The sequence below is a fragment of the Mesorhizobium sp. LSJC269B00 genome (assembly GCF_000502815.1).
GTDB lineage: Bacteria > Pseudomonadota > Alphaproteobacteria > Rhizobiales > Rhizobiaceae > Mesorhizobium.
Map to the genome: position 1 here is coordinate 16238 of NZ_AYVN01000009.1, position 17550 is coordinate 33787.

Genomic DNA, 17550 nt, shown 5'->3' on the forward strand with positions numbered 1-17550 from the left:
CGGGGCCTCGCTCGCCTGCTGCTCGGCAACCAGACCGCCGAAGTGCTGTTGCCGACGGAGGTCGCGCCTGCTGCAGAGTTAAGATGAGGCAGCGATCCTTCACGACCCCCCTCTGTCCTGCCGGACATCTCCCCCTCAAGGGGGGAGATCAGATGTCGCCATGGCTTCGCCAAACACGAAAAAGAGGCGAGACGCCGAAGCTGCTAATCTCCCCACTTGAGGGGGAGATGGCCGGCAGGCCAGAGGGGGGTGCTGTCCCGCCGGCGTTTCAGAGTTCCTCCACCCAACGACGGGTTCTATTGCGGCGGTAAACCAGGCAACTGCGACCCCTGCGCCGGCAAACCAGGCGGCGGCAGGCCGGGCGACGCGGCCGGCTGATCTCCCGCAAACATCAGCCGCGTCTTCGTATCGGCCATGGCGGGCGACAGACTGCGCTGGATCAGCGCTTCGACATGGTCGTTGCGCTGCCTAGCGCTGTCGGCGCCCATCACCACCACGATCAGATGCCGGCCGTCGGCATTGTAGGACGTGACGATATTGTAACCGGATGCCCTGATATAGCCGGTCTTGATGCCGTCGACGCCGCGCACCCGGCCGAGCATGTCGTTGTGGCCGCGCACCAGCCGGCCGCGGAACATGAAGTCGCTTTCGGAGAAATAGTGGAACTGCTGCGGGAAGCGGGCGCGCAGCGCCATCCCCAGCGTCGCCATGTCGCGCGCCGATGTGTGCTGGCCATCGTCGGGCAGGCCGGAGGCATTGCGGAAGACGGTGCTGCTCATGCCGATCTGGCGCGCCTTGGACGTCATCATGGCGGCGAACTGGTCCTCCGAGCCGCCGAGATATTCGCCCACCGCCACCGCCACGTCATTGGCCGACTTGACCACGATCGCCCGGATCGCCGAATCGACATCGATGCTCTCGCCGCGCTTGAAGCGCAATTTGGTCGGCGGCTGCCGGGCGGCATTGTCGGAGACCGGAATCTGCGTTTCCTTCGAGACGCGGCCGGACTCCAGCGCCTCGAACAGCAGGTACAGCGTCATCATCTTGGTCAGCGACGCCGGATAGCGTTGCGCCCTCGAACTGACTTCGAACAGCGTCTTGCCACTGCCGGCATCGACGACGATGGCCGCATATTTCTCCTGCGGCGCCGGCACCGCCAGCACGCTGTCGGGCGGTGCGGTGGTGCTGCAGCCGGCCACGAAGACAAGCAGCAGGAGGGCTGCGAGAAATTTCTGGGCGGGGGAGGGGAAATGGAAATTTGGCAAGTCAAGTCCGGCGTTGCTGAGAGGGCCGGAACCTAGCCTAACCCATTTTGTTCGTCCATTTGGTTAACGGCGGAGCTGCCGATGACGCTGCCAATCTCCCCCGCAAGGGGGGAGATCAGATGTCGCTTCGGCTTCGCCAACCATCGGCGCTGAAACGGCAACCTCCCGAAATCGCCTGCTTCCTGTCCTGTTTTGCCTGCGGGGTCGCGGTGCTGCTATAGAGGCGGCAATTGCTTGGGGGATTTGACAATGACCGGTGACATCGGCGCGGCTGCGCCATCTCTTATCAGGGCTTCGCTCAGCCGCACCGGCAAATGGGCCGGCAGCGTCGCTTTCATCGGCGGCGCCGCATCCGACATCCTCAATCCGCTGGCGCCGTTCGCCGCCTATATCGCGCTGGTCGCTTCGGTTGCCGCCGCCGTCATCGCCATTGCCATCGTTCTGCGGCTGGTGCTGGCCGCCAAGGCGCTGCCGGCGCTGATCTTTGCCACCAGCGCTGCCGCCGTCGCCGGCGGCGTCTATGGCCTGCAGCAGCAGACCAATTCGCAGAACGGTGTGATCGCCGGCCTGGTGCCGGCCATCGCCCAGTTGCAGCAGCAGATGGGCATCGTCTCGGCCAGGGTGGCCAGGATCGAGCAAACGGTAACCGAGACGAAGCTGGCGGTCGACCAGGTCAAGCAATCGACCGACGCGGTGGCGAAGAAGACCGAGGAAATTGCGTCGACCCAGCAGCAGCAGGCTGAGCAGGGCGCGCAGACGCAAAAGTCGGTAGAGGCGGTCAAGCAGACGACCGAAACGCTCGCTGCCGGCCAGCAGAAACAGGCCGAGCAGGCGGATAAGCTTCAGGCGACCACCGAGCAGATCGCCGCCTCGATCGACACCATCGCCAAGGGCTTTGCCGCATTGGCCGCGCAGGGCGGGACGATCGCCGAGCCGAAGCGGCCGGACGAATTCTATCACAATGCCCGCGTCTACGAGCTTTCCGGCGACATGCTGAATGCGCGGCGCTCCTATCTCGCTTTCGCCGGTTTCGACGTCGACGCCGTCGATCCCTACACACGCTTCGCCACCCTGCTGCGCGTGCAGGACGGCAAGGCCGGCGCCCGCGAAGTGTTCGGCGCCCTGGCCGACAAGGCCAAGGCGCTGTCGATCAAGCTGGTCCATATCCTGCAGTTCGACGATGCCCAACGTCTCGACAAGCTCAACGCCTTCATCGCGGCCAATCCGGATTTCGCACCGGCCTATTACCTGCTCGCGCAGGAGTTTTCCGAGGATCGCCTCGGCGTCCAGTCGCTGTCCGACAAGCGCAGCGAGGCCGAGGCGCTGACCAGGTTCGTCTCCTATGAAAAGGAAGGCGGGCTGCTCAAATATTTCGTCGACCAGACGCAGCTCGCCGACTGGCTCGACCGCAGCCGTACCCGCCTGACGGCGCTTGGCGACGTGCTCGACCCAGCACGCTTTGCCCCGACGCTGACGCCGATGCGCTCCAATGCCGGCTGGACGATCTCCATCTCGCTGCCCGAGGCCGCGACCGGCATTTCCTGGCGCATGGGTGTGTCAGGTCCGTTCACCGACACCGGGCTGATGGCGATGAACGACCAGCGCACCGGCAAGCCGATGCCCAATCCGAGCTTCGAATTGCCCGACAGCACCACGGCCACCACCATCGGGGTCAAGTATCTCGATCTCAGGGGCCGCGAGACCGGGCCGTTCGACATAAGTTTCGATCCGGACGCAGCGCTGCAACAGGGCAACAAACAGATCCTCGACCAGTTCTGGACGTCGTGGATCGCCTTCGACGCCAGCGGCAATCACGGCCTGGTCTATTTCTCCCAGATGCTGTCATTCCGCTGCGGCATCAAGGAGGTGCGCTACAGCCTGAACGGCACGGCGCTCGACAAGGAGATCAAGCTGCCGCCTTGCGACAAGAAGGACCCCTACGCCATTCCTTATGACTACCAGCCTTACTTCAAGGTCGCCGACAACGTGATATCGATGGCGGTGCAGGTCACCTACACCGACGGCACCAAGTCGCCGGTCCGGGAGTACAAACGGCAGTAGGCGTCCACCCTTCCCCTTGTGGGGAGGGTCGATCCGCGTAGCGGATCGGGGTGGGGGTCCTTGTAGGGCGCTACCCCCGCCCCGTCGAACAATCTCCGCTTCGCGTCGAGCGCTCGCCGACCCTCCCCACAAGGGGGAGGGTAAAAATCGCCCTGATGCAAAATGCCGGTCGCTGTGCTTGCGCATCCGTCACGGAGCGGGTTTGTTCGCTGCCATCAGAATCAGCAGGTGCGCGGATGGATACGGTCACGATCAAGGCAAAGGGCATTTCGGTCACGCTCGATCTCACTGTCGGCCATATCGCCGACATGACGGTCGACAGCGATGGCCGCCAGCTGAAGCCGCTGCACCGCGCGCCCTGGATCGATGCCGGCGAGACGCTGCCGCCGGATCTGCCTCAAGGCACGGTGCGGCTGTCTGGCGATTTCCTATGCGCACCGTTTTCGGCCAGCGACATCGAAGCCGCACCGCTGCATGGCTGGCCGGCCAACAGCGCCTGGGATGTCACCGCCAGCGAAGCGACATCCGACGGCTGGCGGGCCGTCTTCCGGTTGCGCCGCACGGTGATGGGCGCGACGGTCGACAAGATCTTCACGCTCCGCAACAGTCATCCGTTCCTCTATCAGGAGCATGTCTTTTCCGGCGGTTCCGGCGCTGTCTCCGCCGCCCACCATCCGATGGCGGCGATGCGCGATGGCGGCCGGCTGGCCTTTTCGCCGAAGCGCTTTGCCGGGACACTGGGCGCACCGCTGGAGCCCGATCCGGCCCGCGGTCGCTTCAAGCTTTCCTATCCCGCCCGCTCGACCGATCTGACGCGCTTTCCAGCCACTGGCGGCGGCACGCTCGATCTCACCGACTACCGCATGGAGGATGAGCGCGAGGATTTCATCACCCTGGTCGAAGCCGATCATGACGGTCCGGGCTGGACGGCGCTGGCGCGCCGGGCCGAACAGGATCTGGTGCTGGTGCTGAAGAACCCGGCGGAGCTTCCGGTCACCATGCTGTGGTTCAGCAATGGCGGCCGCGACTACGCGCCGTGGAGCAGCCGCCATCGCGGCGTGCTCGGCATCGAGGACGGCCGCGCCGCCATCGGCCATGCCGCATCGATCGACGACAATTGGCTGAAGCGCGAAGGGGTCGCGACCGCTTTTACCCTCGGCGGCGAAGTCTCCTTCCGCCATGTCATCGGCACGCTGCCGCTGACGAGCGGCGAGCCGCCGCGCGATATCGGGACAGCCTCAGGTCACATGCGTCTCACCGGAGCCGATGGTTCGACCCGCGATGTCAGGTTCGACAGCGATTTCCTGCGGATCGGCCAGCCCGGCTGATTTTCGAACGCTGGCCCTGCCCCTCACCTGCCTGCCGGCATCCTCGACACACGGCACATGGAGCTTGTCACCGCATCGCCGCGCCAACCAGTCTGCTTGGCGCTGCGGCGGACGCATAGGGGGAGAAGTGTTACCCATCTATCGGCTGGACACCGGCAGGGCGACGAGGGGCGGCGCTGACGTGGCGGATGTCGTGAGATTGCCCAAATCGCGGTTTGAAATTTCCTCAAACTGCCGACAAGATGCAAAGCATAGCTGGAAGCGCCCAATGTCCGAAATCGCCCATCTCGCCGCCACCATCTTCAAGCGCGCCGGCAAGGCGAAACGCTTCATCGTCGCCATTGCCGGCCCGCCCGGCGCCGGCAAGTCGACGCTCTCGGCCGGGCTGCATGATCTGCTGCCGGAGGGCGCGGCTGAAGTCGTGCCGATGGACGGCTTCCACTATGACGACATCGTGCTCGACCAGCGCGGCCTGCGGCCAAGAAAGGGCGCGCCGGAGACTTTCGACTTCGCCGGCTTCGAGACGCTGTTGAAGCGCATCCGTTCGGGCGAGCCAGACATCGCCATTCCGGTGTTCGACCGCAGCATGGAATTGTCGCGCGCCGCCGCCTCCATCGTTGCCGCCGAGACCAAGTTCATCCTGGTCGAAGGCAATTACCTCCTGCTCGACGAGGAGCCGTGGTCGCGGCTGGCGCCGCTGTTCGACTTCACCATCTTTGTCGATGTGCCGCGGGCCGAACTCGAGCGCCGCCTTCTGGTGCGCTGGCACGAGCATGGCCGCTCCGACGAAGACGCCCGCGCCTGGATCGCTTCCAACGACATGCCCAACATCGATCGCGTGCTCGGCCGTCGCAGGTCCGCCGACCTGGTTGTTGGCGATCCCGCATAGTTCGCTGGACTTCGGAACGGGAACCTTAAGACTTTCAGGTCGTTATCTCTCATCGGCAATCGTGCCGCCGCGAGGGAACCGTCAGATGGCAACCAAGGCAAAAACACCCGCCAAGAGCAAGACCGCTCAACCCAAAGCCAGGCAGGCAAAGGCCACGCAGGCCAAGGCAGGCGCCGGCCCGGCAATCGCCGAGCGGTCCAAGGACGCAAAGCCGGCTTTCGGCAAAGCGGCGCCAAAGAAGGTAGAACCGGTCGCGACGGCGAAGGTGGCGGCGAAAACCGCCAAACCCAAGAAGCCGGCAAGCCGCGGCTCGATGGCCGGCGGGGCCATGCGCACGGTCAAGGCGACCGCCAATGTCGCCGCTGGTGCGGTGGCGGCGACAGCCAGGGGCGCCGCGTCGCTCGCTGCGTCCGTCATCGGCAAGGGCGGCTCGAAAAGCAAGGCCAAGGCGAAATAGACCTGGTTGCTTCGGCCGGCCGAGGTCAATTCCTGGCGGGAATGGTCAGGCCGCGCTGCACCGCGGGCCGCGCCAGCCCGCGCTCCAGCCATGCCGCGACGGTGGGGAAGTCGTCGAAGCCGACGAGTTCTCGCGCCTCGTAGAAGCCGATCAGATTGCGCACCCAGCCCAGCATCGAAATGTCGGCGATCGTATAGTCGTCGTCCATGATCCAGGTTCGACCCTTCAGCCGCGTCTCCAGCACCCCGATCAGCCGCCGCGATTCATTGCGGTAGCGATCCAGCGGCCGCTTGTCGGCGATCTCGCGTCCGGCGAATTTGTTGAAAAACCCGACCTGTCCGAAAATCGGCCCGATCGCCGCCATCTGGAAGAACACCCATTGGATGGTCTCGTAGCGCCGCGCCGGATCGGCAGGGATCAGCTTGCCGGTCTTGTCGGTGAGGTAGAGCAGGATGGCGCCGGATTCGAACAGGCCGAATGGCCTGCCGCCCGGCCCGTCGGGGTCGATGATCGCGGGTATCTTGCCGTTCGGGTTCAGCGACAGGAATTCCGGCGTCCAGCTCTGGTCCTTGCCGATATCCACCAGATGCGCCTCGTAGGGGAGGCCGAGTTCTTCCAGCGCGATCGAGACTTTCACCCCATTCGGCGTCGTCGCGGAATAGAGCTGCAGGCGGTCGGGGTGGCTGGCCGGCCAGCGCTTGGTGATCGGAAAGGCGGACAGGTCGGTCATCGAAAGCTCCGGTCGGGAATTTGGCGCGGTATCGCGCCGTCTGGCGAGTTGCGAAGGATTATCCTCGGCTTCTTTGCCGATCAACCGGTCGAAGGTGCACACACCGTCTTCGCAGTCATTCAGGGCCAGTCGCTCAGGCCAGTCGCTTGCCGTCAGACCGCCTTGAACGCCACCACGGCATTGGTGCCGCCGAAGGCAAAACCGTTGCTGATCGCCGCGCGCACCTTGCGCTCGCGCGCCACATTCGGCGTGATGTCGAGATCGCAGTCGGGGTCGGCCTGCCGGAAATTGGCCGTCGGCGGCACGATGCCTTCGCGGATCGCCATCACGCAGGCGATCATTTCCAGGCCGCCCGAGGCGCCGAGGCAATGGGCATGCATCGACTTGGTCGACGACACCGACAGCTTATAGGCATGGTCGCCGAAGACGCGCTTGATTGCCGCCGTCTCGATCTGGTCGTTGGCCTTGGTGCCGGTGCCGTGGGCGTTGAGATAGTCGACGTCCTCGGGATTGAGCCCGGCGTCCGCCAGGCAGGCGCGCATCGCCGCCGTCGGTCCCTCGACAGTCGGCGCGACGATATCGGAAGCGTCGGCGGAAAGGCCGGCTCCAGCAAATTCGGCCAGAATGGTCGCGCCGCGCGCCATGGCGTGTTCATACGTTTCCAGCACCGCCATTCCAGCACCTTCGCCGAGCGACAGGCCTTGGCGATCGGCCGAGAACGGCCGGCAGGTATCGGGCGCCAGCACCCGCAGGGCCTCCCAGCCCTTCAGGATGCCCCAAAGCAGCGGCGCGTCGGTGCCGCCGGCGACCATGACATCGGCGCGGCCGAGCCGGATCTGGTCGACCGCCGAGGCAAAGGCGTGATTGGACGAGGAGCAGGCCGAAGTGACGCCGAACACCGGCCCGCGCAGGCCGAGATTCATGCTGACATGGCCGGATGCCGCACTCGGCATCACTTTCGGCACGGTGAAGATGCCGGCCCGGTTCTTGCCGTCGACCAGGATGGCGCGATAGTTCTCCTCGATCGCCTCCCAGCCGCAGACGCCGACGCCGACAACCGCGCCCATCCGGTAGGTGGTTGCTTCAGTCGATGTCAGGCCGGCATGCTGCATGGCTTCGCGCGCGGCAATCGTCGCCAAAAGGCTGAAGCGGTCCATCGACACGGTCTGCTTGTGGCTGATGCCATGGTCGGGCAGCGTCTTGATTTCGCAGCCGACCTTGACCTTCAAATCATGCAAACCGGGATTGCTGATTTGACCGATGGCCGATCGGCCGGCCCGCATTTCGTTCCAGATTGCAGGCGCATTGGCGCCGAGCCCGCATATGCCGCCGATGCCGGTAATGACGACGCGCTTTTGCATTCAGCTCAGGCTTTTTTCGCAATCAGCGCGCGAACAGCCTCAACCATATCGCCGACATTCTTGAGATTGCTCCAGGCATCGACCGTGTTCATCTCGATCTCGATGCCGTACTGCTCCTCGAGATCGAAGATGATCTCGGTCAGTTCCAGGGAATGGATGCCAAGCGCGGTCAATTCCGTATTGGTGGTGATCTCTTCGCCACCGGGCTCCGCATGTGCCCTGATCTTGGCGATGATTTCCGTTGCCAGCTCGTCAGCCATTCGATTCCTTCCCCAATTTTATAACGTCGCGGTGCCGATTGGTTGGCGCCCCTGTTGCCTGGACTGAAATCGCCGTCGCCTTCAAAAACCCGCCAGGCGCAGCATGACCGTTCCAAAGAGGCTCCCTCTATAGAAACGGAAACGCTGTCAAGCAACAAGCTATATCAACAAGCACCATATCGACAAAGCGCCGGGAGTGCTTAACGTTAGCGCCGTGGATACGTTGCAGCATGTCTTGATCCCAGCTCTTCCGGCCCAGCGCGCGGCCGGGGCGGCCCGGCTTGCGTGCGGCGTCAGGGATGGACGCACCCGGCTTTTGCGCCTCTATCAGGACGGCTCGGCCAAAATCCGCATGCCGGCCGTTGCGGCCGATCCGCTCGAAGCCGTGCTCATCAACACCGCCGGCGGTCTGACCGGCGGCGATCGGCTCGGCTGGGAAATCGATGTCGGGCCAGGTGCCTCCGCCTCGATAACCACCCAGGCCTGCGAAAAGATCTATCGTGCCGCTAGCGACCGCGCCGAAGTTCGGGTGAAGCTCAGCGTCGGCGCGGGCGGGCGTATCGCCTGGCTGCCCCAGGAAACCATCGTCTTCGACCGCTCGGCCTTTGCCCGCACGCTCGAGGTCGAGCTTGCCGCAGGCGCCGAGGCATTGCTGCTTGAAGCCACCATATTCGGCCGCCTCGCCATGGGCGAAGAGGCCGCGCACGGCCATTTCCACGACCGTTGGCGTGTCCGCCAGGATGGTGCGCTCGTTCATGCCGAGGATTTCCGCATCGGGCCGGCTATCGCGGCGGCACTTGGCCGCCCGGCGGTCGCCGGCGGCGCCATTGCCGCTGCGACGCTGCTGATGGTCTCGCCGCAGGCCGAAGCCTTGCTCGATCCGGCCCGCGACATCGTCGGCGCCGACGGCGATGCCAGCGCCTGGAGCGTCAAAAAATCTGGCAAGCTTCTTGCGAGGCTGTTTGCCGAGGACGGCTATCAGCTGCGCAAGCGGCTGGTTCCGCTCGTCGAACTGCTCAACGGGCGGGCGGGTCTGCCCAAATTATGGTCACTCTGAGCCAAATACAGGCCAAATCCAGGAAAGCGCATGAACCTGACGCCGCGTGAAAAGGACAAGCTGCTCATCGCCATGGCGGCGATCGTGGCGCGCAAGCGGCTGGAACGCGGCGTCAAGCTCAATCACCCCGAAGCGATCGCGCTGATCACCGATTTCGTCGTCGAGGGCGCCCGCGACGGCCGCCCGGTCGCCGAACTGATGGAGGCCGGCGCCCATGTCATCACCCGCGGGCAGGTGATGGAAGGCATCGCCGAGATGATCCACGACGTGCAGGTCGAGGCGACCTTTCCCGACGGCACCAAGCTGGTGACCGTTCACGAACCGATCAGGTGAGGAGAAAACGATGCTGGAGCTGCGACCGAATTGCGAATGCTGCGACAAGGACCTGCCGCCGGAAGCGGCGGACGCGCTGATCTGCACCTTTGAATGCACCTTCTGCGCTGACTGCGCTGAACATGTGCTGGGCGGCGTCTGCCCGAACTGCGGCGGCAATTTTTCCGCACGCCCGATCCGCCCAGTGGAGAAACTGGTGAAATATCCGGCCTCGACCCAACGCGTGCTCAAGGCCGAGGGCTGCGGCCCGCGCAAGGCTGCGTGATTGTTTTCGTGACTTCGAAGGGAAGACCGATGATCTCTGCTTCAACCAAACGCACCACGCTTGCAGCGATCCTGCTGCTGGCGGCGGCGATGCCCGCCTATGCCCATGTCGGCATCGGCACGACCTCGTCCTTCGCGGCGGGCTTCGCGCATCCGCTGTCCGGCCTCGACCATATGACCGTCATGGTAGCCGTCGGCCTGTGGGCGGCGCTCAAGGGCGGCAAGGCAATCTGGGCCTGGCCGCTGGCCTTTGTCGGCGTCATGCTGGTCGGCGGCGCGCTCGGCATGCTCCACGTGCCGGTGCCTTTCGTCGAACCGGGCATCCTTGCCTCCGTCGTCGCGCTTGGCTTGCTGGTGGCGTTGGCGGTCGATCTGCCGGTCTCGGCCGGAGTCGCCATCATCGGCCTGTTCGCGCTGTTCCATGGCCATGCCCACGGCACCGAAGTGCCGGAAAATGCCGGTGGACTTGACTATATGGCCGGCTTTGCCGTTGCCACCGCACTTCTCCATGCCATGGGCATCGCTGCCGGCCTTGGCCTCGGCATGCGCTTTCGCGGGCTTGCCCGCGCCGCTGGCGCCGCTTGTGCTGCAGTCGCCGTCGGCCTGGTCTTCGGCGTTTTGTGAGGCTAACGATGATTCCCGGCGAAATCATCACGGCAAGCGGCGACATCGAGCTCAACAAGGGGCTGCCGACGGTGACGCTGAAGGTGGCCAACAGCGGCGACCGGCCGATCCAGGTCGGCAGCCACTACCATTTCTTCGAGACCAATGAGGGGTTGAAATTCGATCGCGACAAAGCGCGCGGCATGCGTCTGGACATTGCCGCCGGCACCGCGATGCGCTTCGAACCGGGACAAGAGCGGGACGTCACGCTGGTGCCGTTCGGAGGAAAACGCGAGGTCTACGGTTTTCAGCAGAAGATCATGGGCAGGCTGTGAGATCGACGGGGTCGGGCGCCCTGAGGTCAGTTCGACGGCCTGGCCGCCGCGTAGATGACGATTCTTGCCGAGCCGTCGAATTCCACCGCAAGGACGTCTTCCGTAAGCACGCGCCGCGAATCGATGGCGTTGAACAGCAAGGCGTTGGCGTCGATCTCCTTGCGCAGTTCCGCAATGTCATCCTGATGCTGTTCGACCTTGCTCTCGACCGCCGGCGGCGGGCCGCCTTCGCTGCGCGCCGCGTCGGTGAGGAAGACGATATCCACAGTATCGAGCTTGGACGTCTTGCGCACGGCGCCGATGTTCTCACGCGTCCGCTCGATCGCGGTGATGATCTTGTTGGTCTGTGGTTCCGTCCGCGCCTCCTCCTGCCGGACATCGGAGCCGACGATCCTGTTGACGGTGTCGGCCCGGTTGACGGCGTCAGCGCTTTCAAGACCTTGCGCGGCTTGCGGGCCGAAAGCTGCGAGAAATGTGCAGGCAGCAAGGCTCTGGAGCCATCTGGTGTCGGCAAAGACAGGCATTGCTCGCTCCTGGTGGACTTTTCTGTGCAACGCCGTTCGGCGCCAAAGGAACGAAACGCCTCCTGTCGGGCGAAGGTTCCCTGTGGGCTGGCGGGCCGGGTGCCGGCCCGCCAAGCGCTTCTTTCAGCTTGCCTTCTTGGTGACAAGGGTCAGCGCGCCATCGGTGGTCATGCTGGCGGCGACCACCTGTGCCGAGGTGAGCCCCTTGGCTTCGAGCGCCGACTTGATCTGCGGCGTCGCGTCGATCGAAGAGCGCAGTTTCTGCAGCCCGGCATCGCCACGCTGGGCGATCACCTGATTGACCTGCGTCTGGGTGGCCTTGGGCAATTCGCTGATATCGACGATGTTGACCTTCTGGATCGCCGGCGCCGCCGGCTGAGCGCTGGGCGCCGCCGGCTTCGGTTGCGGCGTGGGCTGCTGCTGGGCGCCGGCTACGGTTGCGGAGGCCAGCGTGGCGGCGGCTGCAAGAACGATGATTTTGCGCATGTATTTTCCTTTCATCGATTTGGCCAAGGGTTTGGCAAACGGGCGGTTTGGGGTGGCACGGCCACCTCAACGGCCAAATGGGATCAGAAGGTGTCGCCGAGCGGGTCATTGCATGACCATTGGATGGCGACGATGTGGAGTTCGGCTGCGGCCGGACTCTCGTTTGGGGAGCATTGACTGATGGCTAGAATTACCCGCGCCGCCTACGCGCAGATGTATGGCCCGACGGTCGGCGACAGAGTGCGCCTGGCCGATACCGAGCTGTTTATCGAGGTCGAAAAGGACCTCACCGTCCATGGCGAGGAGGTGAAATTCGGCGGCGGCAAGGTCATCCGCGACGGCATGGGCCAGAGCCAGGTGTCGCGCGCCGGCGGCGCGGTCGACACGGTCATCACCAACGCGCTGGTGGTCGATGCCACTGCCGGCATCTTCAAGGCCGATATAGGTCTCAGGGACGGCCGCATCGCGGCGATCGGCAAGGCCGGCAATCCCGACACGCAGGACGGTGTCACCATCATCATCGGCCCCGGTACCGAGATCATCGCCGGCGAGGGCAAGATCCTGACCGCCGGCGGCTTCGACGCGCACATCCACTTCATCTGCCCGCAGCAGATCGACGAAGCGCTGATGTCGGGCATCACCACCATGCTCGGCGGCGGCACCGGCCCGGCGCATGGCACGCTGGCCACCACCTGCACGCCGGGACCCTGGCACATGGCGCGCATGATCCAGTCCTTCGACGCTTTCCCGATGAACATCGGCCTGTCCGGCAAGGGCAATGCCTCGCTGCCGGCGGCGCTCGAGGAAATGGTGCTGGGCGGCGCCTGCTCGCTGAAGCTGCACGAGGACTGGGGCACGACGCCGGCGGCCATCGACTGCTGCCTGTCGGTTGCCGACGATTACGACGTGCAGGTGATGATCCACACCGACACGCTGAACGAATCCGGCTTCGTCGAGAACACCGTCGCCGCCATCAAGGGCCGCACCATCCACGCCTTCCACACCGAGGGTGCCGGCGGCGGCCATGCGCCTGACATCATCAAGGTTTGCGGCCTGCCCAACGTCATCCCGTCCTCGACCAACCCGACCCGGCCCTACACCGTCAACACGCTGGCCGAGCATCTCGACATGCTGATGGTCTGCCATCATCTGTCGCCGTCGATCCCCGAAGACATCGCCTTTGCCGAAAGCCGCATCCGCAAGGAAACCATCGCGGCGGAAGACATTCTGCATGACATCGGCGCCTTCTCGATCATCTCGTCGGACTCGCAGGCAATGGGCCGCGTCGGCGAGGTGGCGATCCGCACCTGGCAGACCGCCGACAAGATGAAGCGCCAGCGCGGGTCATTGCCGCAGGAGACCGGCAACAACGACAATTTCCGCGTCCGCCGCTACATCGCCAAATACACCATCAACCCGGCAATCGCGCATGGCCTTTCCAGGGACATCGGTTCGATCGCGGTCGGCAAGCGCGCCGATCTGGTGCTGTGGAACCCAGCCTTCTTCGGCGTCAAGCCCGACATGGTGCTGATCGGCGGCATGATAGCCGCAGCCCCGATGGGCGACCCAAACGCCTCTATCCCGACACCGCAGCCGATGCACTACCGCCCGATGTTCGGCGCCTATGGCAAGGCCAGGACCAACTCGTCGGTGACCTTCGTTTCGAAGGCGGCGCTGGAGTCCGGCCTGCATGGCAGGCTCGGCGTCGACAAGCAGTTCGTCGCGGTCGAAAATACCCGCGGCGGCATCGGCAAGCACTCGATGATCCTCAACGACGCCACGCCGCATATCGAGGTCGATCCCGAAACCTATGAGGTTCGCGCCGATGGCGAACTCTTGACTTGCGAGCCGGCAACCGTGCTGCCGATGGCGCAGCGGTATTTCCTGTTTTGAGGCGAGGGGCGATTTGATCGACCCGGCAAATTCCGTTGCGAGCCGGTCGGTGCCGCCGCAATATGCGGCTCAAAGAAACCGCGTAGCAGGTCATGGCCACCGAAATAGCCTCCGCCCACGATATCTTCCCGCATATCCGCATCGTCATGGGCATGGTGATCGGACTTGGCGTCGCTCGCCTGCTGTCGGGGGTGGCGCGCATCGTCCAGCATCCCGGCCAGTACAGGCTCTATCCCGTGCACCTCGGCTGGGTCGCCTCCATGCTGTTGCTGCTGGTGCACTTCTGGTGGTGGGAGTTCGGCCTCTACACCATAGAGGTCTGGACTTTCGGCAAGTACCTGTTCCTGATCTTCTACGCCATCACGCTGTTCCTGCTGTGCGCGCTGCTGTTTCCGGATTCGATGCTCGACTACACCAGCTACGAGGATTTCTTCTATTCACGCCGTGGCTGGTTCTTCGGCCTGCTGGCGACGACCTATCTGCTCGACGTCGTCGACACGCTGCTGAAGGGTCCCGAGCATTTCGCCCGCTACGGCAATGAATATCTGTTCCGAACGCCGGTTTTCGTGGTGTTGTGCATCGCCGCCATACTGGTGCGTGACCGCCGCTTCCACATCGCCTTCGTCGCCGGCACGCTGATCTATCAGATATCGTTCATCCTGCGGCTCTTCGACACCATCGTCTGAACAGTGGCTATGGTTTAGGGTCGCAGGAAAGAGGGTTCAACCATGTACAAGGCCATCGGATCGCGTGGATCCCGCGTCAGCCGCGTTCTGTGGATGCTCGAGGAACTCGGGCAGCCCTATGAATTCGTCGAGGTCAAATTGCGTTCGCCCGAAGCCTATGCGCTCAACCCGTCGGGCAAGGTGCCGATCCTGATCGATGGCGAACTGACGGTGACTGATTCGGCGGCAATCTGCGTCTATCTCGCCGACAAGCACGCCGACAAAGGCATGGGCGCCAATCCAGGTGTGGCCGGACGCGCCGAAATGGATTCCTGGATGCATTTTGCCCAGTCCGAGTTCGAAGCGCCGCTGTGGAACAAGCTGCGCCACCGCTTCCTGTTGCCGAAGGACGTGCGGGTCGATGTCGGCCCCGCCGCCGCCTACGATTTCGCCTCGGAGGCCAAGGCGCTCGACGGCCGGCTGGGGGATCGGGAGTTTGCGCTGGGCGACCGGTTTTCCGCCGTCGACGTGCTGTTGGGCGACATGGGCGGCTGGGCCCGCGCCGGAAAATTTCCGATCGAATCCGAGCGCGTCAACGCGTATTTCGACCGCGTCCTGGCGCGGCCTGCCCGTGCGAGAGCCCAGGCTAACGGTGGAGCCATGCGATGAAACTCAACCTGAACACCGACTTCACCAAGTTCCCCCGGGCCGTCTCGGTGGTGCCTGCCGGCACTGCCGGAACTACGCCGCCATCCGGCCGTGCCGTCCTGCCCCATGACGAGCGTCATTTGCGCCGCCGCGCCATCGAGCTTGCCGACGGCAGCAAGGTGCTGGTCGACCTGCCCGAACCCGTGACCTTGAACGATGGCGACCGGCTGGTGCTGGAGGATGGCGGCCAGGTCGAGATCACCGCGGCACCCGAAGAGGTCTACGACATCCGCGCCCGCCACGCCGTGCATCTGACCGAACTCGCCTGGCATATCGGCAACCGGCATCTGGCGGCTGCGATTGAGCCCAGCCGCATCCTGATTTTGCGCGACCATGTTATCAAGGCTATGCTGGAAGGGCTGGGCGCCACGGTGCGCGAAGTCTCCGAACCGTTCAAGCCGGTGCGCGGCGCCTATTCCGCCCAAGGTGCGCATGGTCATGATCATGGCCATGCGCATGCGCACGCCGAAGCGCATTCCCATGATGGACGTTCCCACGCACACAGCGAGTCGCATTCGCACAGCCATTCCCATGACGGGCATCATCACGATCATGACTGACCAGCCGTCCGGCATCGCTTTGCTGCGGCTCATGGCGTGGCTGTCGCCGGCCTTTCCGGTCGGCGGCTTTGCCTACAGCCATGGTCTCGAACGCGCCGGGCAAGACGGGCTGGTTGCCGATACCGCCAGCCTCGCCTTCTGGCTGGAGACGCTGGTCGAGATGGGCTCGGGCTGGAACGACGCCGTGCTCTTCGCGGAAAGCTGGCGCCGCGCCCGCGACGGCGGCGACCTCCATGAAGGCGACCTCCATGAAATTGCCGATCTCGCCGAAGCGCTGGCCGGCTCGCGTGAGCGCCACACCGAAACCATGCTGCAAGGCGCCGCCTTCCTGAAAGCGGCAGCGGCGTGGGCGAATCCGGTATTGGGCCGCCTGCCGGCCGAATGCGCCTACTGTGTCGCCGTCGGCGCCGTTGCCGGCGGCAACGGCATCGCGCTTCAGGACGCGATGTCGGCCTTCCTGCAGGCCTTCTTCTCCAACCTCGTCCAGGCGGCGATCCGACTCGGAATCGTCGGCCAGACGGACGCTATGGCCTTGCTCGCCGGCTTCGAGCCGTTGGCGCTGTCGACGGCCGCGCGCGCCGCCGGCTCGACATTGGACGATCTCGGCGGCTGCGCCTTCATCTCCGACATCATGGCGATGAAGCACGAGACGCAGTATTCCAGGCTGTTCCGCTCATGATCGTCCTCGCCTTCGCCCTCTCGGCCGTCCTGCTGCTGATCACCGCGCTGCATGTCTATTGGGGCCTTGGCGGCATCTGGCCGGGCAGGGACGGCGTCTCCTGCGCCCACGCCGTCGTCGGCTTTCGCGGCATCGACGAGATGCCGACGCCGTTTGCCTGTTTCGCCGTTGCCGCGTGCCTGTGCCTCGCAACCCTGTGGCCGCTGGCGCTGACCGGGGTCTTCGCCACCCCCTTTCCAAGGGAAGGCCTTGCCGCCACAGCGCTGCTCATAGGGCTGGTCTTCCTCGGCCGCGGCATTGCCGGCTTCACGCCGTGGTGGCGCCGTCTGGCGCCGGAACAGCCTTTTGCGCGGCTCGATGTCAGCTTCTATTCGCCGCTCTGCCTGTTGATCGGGCTCAGCTTCGCCATCCTCGCCATCACGGAGTTTTTCGGCATGACGGATTTTTCGCTATGACTCAGGCCAACGGTCCCCTGCGCATCGGCATCGGCGGTCCCGTCGGCTCCGGCAAGACGACGCTAACCGAAAAGCTCTGCAAGGCGCTGCGCGACGATTTCTCCATCGCCGTCGTCACCAACGACATCTACACCAAGGAAGACGCCATGATGCTGGCTCGCCTGCAGGCGCTGCCTGAGGACCGCATCGTCGGCGTGGAGACCGGCGGCTGCCCGCACACCGCCATCCGTGAGGACGCCTCGATCAATTTGCAGGCGATCGCCGAGCTGAACAGGAAATTCCCCGATCTCGACATCGTCTTCATCGAATCCGGCGGCGACAATCTTGCCGCCACCTTCTCGCCGGACCTTGCCGACCTGACCCTCTATGTCATCTCGGTTTGCCAGGGCGAGGAAATCCCCAGGAAGGGCGGGCCGGCGATCACCCGTTCCGATTTCCTGGTCATCAACAAGAGCGATCTGGCGCCCTATGTGAACGTCAACCTCGATGTCATGGAGAGCGACGCCGCCCGAATGCGGGGCAAGCGCCCGTTCGGCTTCACCGACCTGTCGCGCGGCAAGGGACTGCAGGAAGTCATCGACTTCATCGTCGAACATGGCGGGCTGCAGTCGGCCCGCTCGGCGGCCTGACCCAGTAC

The 17550-nt window shown here is 64.5% G+C and carries 22 protein-coding genes; 16 read left to right on the forward strand and 6 right to left on the reverse strand.

The window, feature by feature from the left end; translation table 11 throughout:
• Window positions 1-296: 296 nt before the first annotated feature.
• Window positions 297-1265 carry a D-alanyl-D-alanine carboxypeptidase family protein gene (locus X771_RS144685; RefSeq protein WP_023689149.1) on the reverse strand — a complete coding sequence of 323 codons (969 nt, stop codon included), beginning with the start codon at window positions 1263-1265 and terminating at the stop codon, window positions 297-299.
• A 249-nt stretch (window positions 1266-1514) separates the two neighbouring features.
• Here X771_RS144685 and X771_RS144680 point away from each other — a divergent pair, with 249 nt between their 5' ends.
• The 4 genes from X771_RS144680 to X771_RS144665 all read left to right on the forward strand — a co-directional run bounded on the left by X771_RS144680 (window position 1515) and on the right by X771_RS144665 (window position 6000).
• Window positions 1515-3326, forward strand: coding sequence for a peptidase C14 (locus X771_RS144680; RefSeq protein WP_023689150.1), 1812 nt, complete (start codon window positions 1515-1517; stop codon window positions 3324-3326).
• 236 nt (window positions 3327-3562) lie between these two features.
• Entirely contained in the window at window positions 3563-4654 is a 1092-nt protein-coding gene (locus tag X771_RS144675) for a hypothetical protein (protein ID WP_023689151.1), read from the forward strand.
• 268 nt (window positions 4655-4922) lie between these two features.
• Entirely contained in the window at window positions 4923-5543 is a 621-nt protein-coding gene (locus tag X771_RS144670; RefSeq protein WP_023689152.1) for a nucleoside triphosphate hydrolase, read from the forward strand.
• A gap of 85 nt (window positions 5544-5628) precedes the next feature.
• Window positions 5629-6000, forward strand: coding sequence for a hypothetical protein (locus X771_RS144665; protein WP_023671223.1), 372 nt, complete (start codon window positions 5629-5631; stop codon window positions 5998-6000).
• A gap of 25 nt (window positions 6001-6025) precedes the next feature.
• On the opposite strand, the gene X771_RS144660 is transcribed toward X771_RS144665, so the two are convergent.
• The 3 genes from X771_RS144660 to X771_RS144650 form a co-directional block, all read right to left on the reverse strand.
• Entirely contained in the window at window positions 6026-6730 is a 705-nt protein-coding gene (locus X771_RS144660; protein WP_023671224.1) for a glutathione S-transferase N-terminal domain-containing protein, read from the reverse strand.
• Between the two features lie 152 nt (window positions 6731-6882).
• On the reverse strand, window positions 6883-8091 hold the full coding sequence (locus X771_RS144655) for a beta-ketoacyl-[acyl-carrier-protein] synthase family protein (protein ID WP_023671225.1): 1209 nt from the start codon (window positions 8089-8091) through the stop codon (window positions 6883-6885).
• A 5-nt stretch (window positions 8092-8096) separates the two neighbouring features.
• Window positions 8097-8351, reverse strand: a complete 255-nt coding sequence (locus X771_RS144650; protein ID WP_023671226.1) for an acyl carrier protein — start codon at window positions 8349-8351, stop codon at window positions 8097-8099.
• Window positions 8352-8586: 235 nt separating this feature from the next.
• Between X771_RS144650 and X771_RS144645 the strand changes: the two genes are divergently transcribed.
• From X771_RS144645 to X771_RS144625, 5 genes are read left to right on the forward strand one after another with little or no spacing between them, the layout of a single operon-like run.
• Entirely contained in the window at window positions 8587-9408 is an 822-nt protein-coding gene (locus X771_RS144645; protein WP_081726189.1) for an urease accessory protein UreD, read from the forward strand.
• Between the two features lie 30 nt (window positions 9409-9438).
• Window positions 9439-9741 (forward strand): urease subunit gamma, encoded by a 303-nt coding sequence (locus X771_RS144640; protein WP_023689153.1) that lies wholly within the window; start codon window positions 9439-9441, stop codon window positions 9739-9741.
• A gap of 10 nt (window positions 9742-9751) precedes the next feature.
• Window positions 9752-10006 carry a DUF1272 domain-containing protein gene (locus X771_RS144635; RefSeq protein ID WP_023671229.1) on the forward strand — a complete coding sequence of 85 codons (255 nt, stop codon included), beginning with the start codon at window positions 9752-9754 and terminating at the stop codon, window positions 10004-10006.
• A 29-nt stretch (window positions 10007-10035) separates the two neighbouring features.
• Entirely contained in the window at window positions 10036-10629 is a 594-nt protein-coding gene (locus X771_RS144630; RefSeq protein ID WP_023689154.1) for a HupE/UreJ family protein, read from the forward strand.
• Between the two features lie 8 nt (window positions 10630-10637).
• A complete protein-coding gene (locus X771_RS144625) occupies window positions 10638-10943 on the forward strand; it encodes an urease subunit beta (protein ID WP_023671231.1) in 306 nt (101 codons plus the stop codon).
• 26 nt (window positions 10944-10969) lie between these two features.
• On the opposite strand, the gene X771_RS144620 is transcribed toward X771_RS144625, so the two are convergent.
• Window positions 10970-11467: a hypothetical protein gene (locus tag X771_RS144620; protein WP_023689155.1), complete on the reverse strand. Its 498-nt coding sequence runs from the start codon at window positions 11465-11467 to the stop codon at window positions 10970-10972.
• 123 nt (window positions 11468-11590) lie between these two features.
• The gene (locus X771_RS144615; protein WP_023671233.1) at window positions 11591-11953 is read right to left on the reverse strand and encodes a hypothetical protein; all 363 of its coding nucleotides are present in this window, start codon (window positions 11951-11953) and stop codon (window positions 11591-11593) included.
• A gap of 177 nt (window positions 11954-12130) precedes the next feature.
• Here X771_RS144615 and ureC point away from each other — a divergent pair, with 177 nt between their 5' ends.
• The 7 genes from ureC (at window position 12131) to ureG (ending at window position 17542) form a co-directional block, all read left to right on the forward strand.
• Window positions 12131-13846 (forward strand): urease subunit alpha, encoded by a 1716-nt coding sequence (gene ureC / locus X771_RS144610; RefSeq protein ID WP_023689156.1) that lies wholly within the window; start codon window positions 12131-12133, stop codon window positions 13844-13846.
• 92 nt (window positions 13847-13938) lie between these two features.
• A complete protein-coding gene (locus X771_RS144605) occupies window positions 13939-14532 on the forward strand; it encodes a hypothetical protein (RefSeq protein WP_023689157.1) in 594 nt (197 codons plus the stop codon).
• A 42-nt stretch (window positions 14533-14574) separates the two neighbouring features.
• Entirely contained in the window at window positions 14575-15180 is a 606-nt protein-coding gene (locus X771_RS144600) for a glutathione S-transferase family protein (protein WP_023683600.1), read from the forward strand.
• Window positions 15177-15779, forward strand: coding sequence for an urease accessory protein UreE (ureE, locus tag X771_RS144595; protein ID WP_023689158.1), 603 nt, complete (start codon window positions 15177-15179; stop codon window positions 15777-15779). The genes X771_RS144600 and ureE overlap by 4 nt, the downstream gene beginning before the upstream one ends.
• Window positions 15772-16458 (forward strand): urease accessory protein UreF, encoded by a 687-nt coding sequence (locus X771_RS144590; RefSeq protein WP_023689159.1) that lies wholly within the window; start codon window positions 15772-15774, stop codon window positions 16456-16458. Before ureE ends, X771_RS144590 begins: the two co-directional genes overlap by 8 nt.
• Window positions 16455-16913: a DUF3995 domain-containing protein gene (locus X771_RS144585; protein WP_023689160.1), complete on the forward strand. Its 459-nt coding sequence runs from the start codon at window positions 16455-16457 to the stop codon at window positions 16911-16913. Before X771_RS144590 ends, X771_RS144585 begins: the two co-directional genes overlap by 4 nt.
• The gene (gene ureG / locus X771_RS144580) at window positions 16910-17542 is read left to right on the forward strand and encodes an urease accessory protein UreG (protein WP_023689161.1); all 633 of its coding nucleotides are present in this window, start codon (window positions 16910-16912) and stop codon (window positions 17540-17542) included. The genes X771_RS144585 and ureG overlap by 4 nt, the downstream gene beginning before the upstream one ends.
• Window positions 17543-17550: the final 8 nt, after the last annotated feature.

Coding starts and splice junctions, on each gene's coding strand:
- X771_RS144665 (WP_023671223.1), top strand. CDS start 5,629: ATGGCAACCAAGGCAAAAACACCCGCCAAGAGCAAGACCGCTCAACCC.
- X771_RS144590 (WP_023689159.1), top strand. CDS start 15,772: ATGACTGACCAGCCGTCCGGCATCGCTTTGCTGCGGCTCATGGCGTGG.
- X771_RS144625 (WP_023671231.1), top strand. CDS start 10,638: ATGATTCCCGGCGAAATCATCACGGCAAGCGGCGACATCGAGCTCAAC.
- ureE (WP_023689158.1), top strand. CDS start 15,177: ATGAAACTCAACCTGAACACCGACTTCACCAAGTTCCCCCGGGCCGTC.
- X771_RS144620 (WP_023689155.1), bottom strand. CDS start 11,467: ATGCCTGTCTTTGCCGACACCAGATGGCTCCAGAGCCTTGCTGCCTGC.
- X771_RS144670 (WP_023689152.1), top strand. CDS start 4,923: ATGTCCGAAATCGCCCATCTCGCCGCCACCATCTTCAAGCGCGCCGGC.
- X771_RS144660 (WP_023671224.1), bottom strand. CDS start 6,730: ATGACCGACCTGTCCGCCTTTCCGATCACCAAGCGCTGGCCGGCCAGC.
- X771_RS144680 (WP_023689150.1), top strand. CDS start 1,515: ATGACCGGTGACATCGGCGCGGCTGCGCCATCTCTTATCAGGGCTTCG.
- X771_RS144630 (WP_023689154.1), top strand. CDS start 10,036: ATGATCTCTGCTTCAACCAAACGCACCACGCTTGCAGCGATCCTGCTG.
- X771_RS144655 (WP_023671225.1), bottom strand. CDS start 8,091: ATGCAAAAGCGCGTCGTCATTACCGGCATCGGCGGCATATGCGGGCTC.
- X771_RS144615 (WP_023671233.1), bottom strand. CDS start 11,953: ATGCGCAAAATCATCGTTCTTGCAGCCGCCGCCACGCTGGCCTCCGCA.
- X771_RS144585 (WP_023689160.1), top strand. CDS start 16,455: ATGATCGTCCTCGCCTTCGCCCTCTCGGCCGTCCTGCTGCTGATCACC.
- X771_RS144640 (WP_023689153.1), top strand. CDS start 9,439: ATGAACCTGACGCCGCGTGAAAAGGACAAGCTGCTCATCGCCATGGCG.
- ureG (WP_023689161.1), top strand. CDS start 16,910: ATGACTCAGGCCAACGGTCCCCTGCGCATCGGCATCGGCGGTCCCGTC.
- X771_RS144650 (WP_023671226.1), bottom strand. CDS start 8,351: ATGGCTGACGAGCTGGCAACGGAAATCATCGCCAAGATCAGGGCACAT.
- X771_RS144600 (WP_023683600.1), top strand. CDS start 14,575: ATGTACAAGGCCATCGGATCGCGTGGATCCCGCGTCAGCCGCGTTCTG.
- X771_RS144605 (WP_023689157.1), top strand. CDS start 13,939: ATGGCCACCGAAATAGCCTCCGCCCACGATATCTTCCCGCATATCCGC.
- X771_RS144635 (WP_023671229.1), top strand. CDS start 9,752: ATGCTGGAGCTGCGACCGAATTGCGAATGCTGCGACAAGGACCTGCCG.
- X771_RS144675 (WP_023689151.1), top strand. CDS start 3,563: ATGGATACGGTCACGATCAAGGCAAAGGGCATTTCGGTCACGCTCGAT.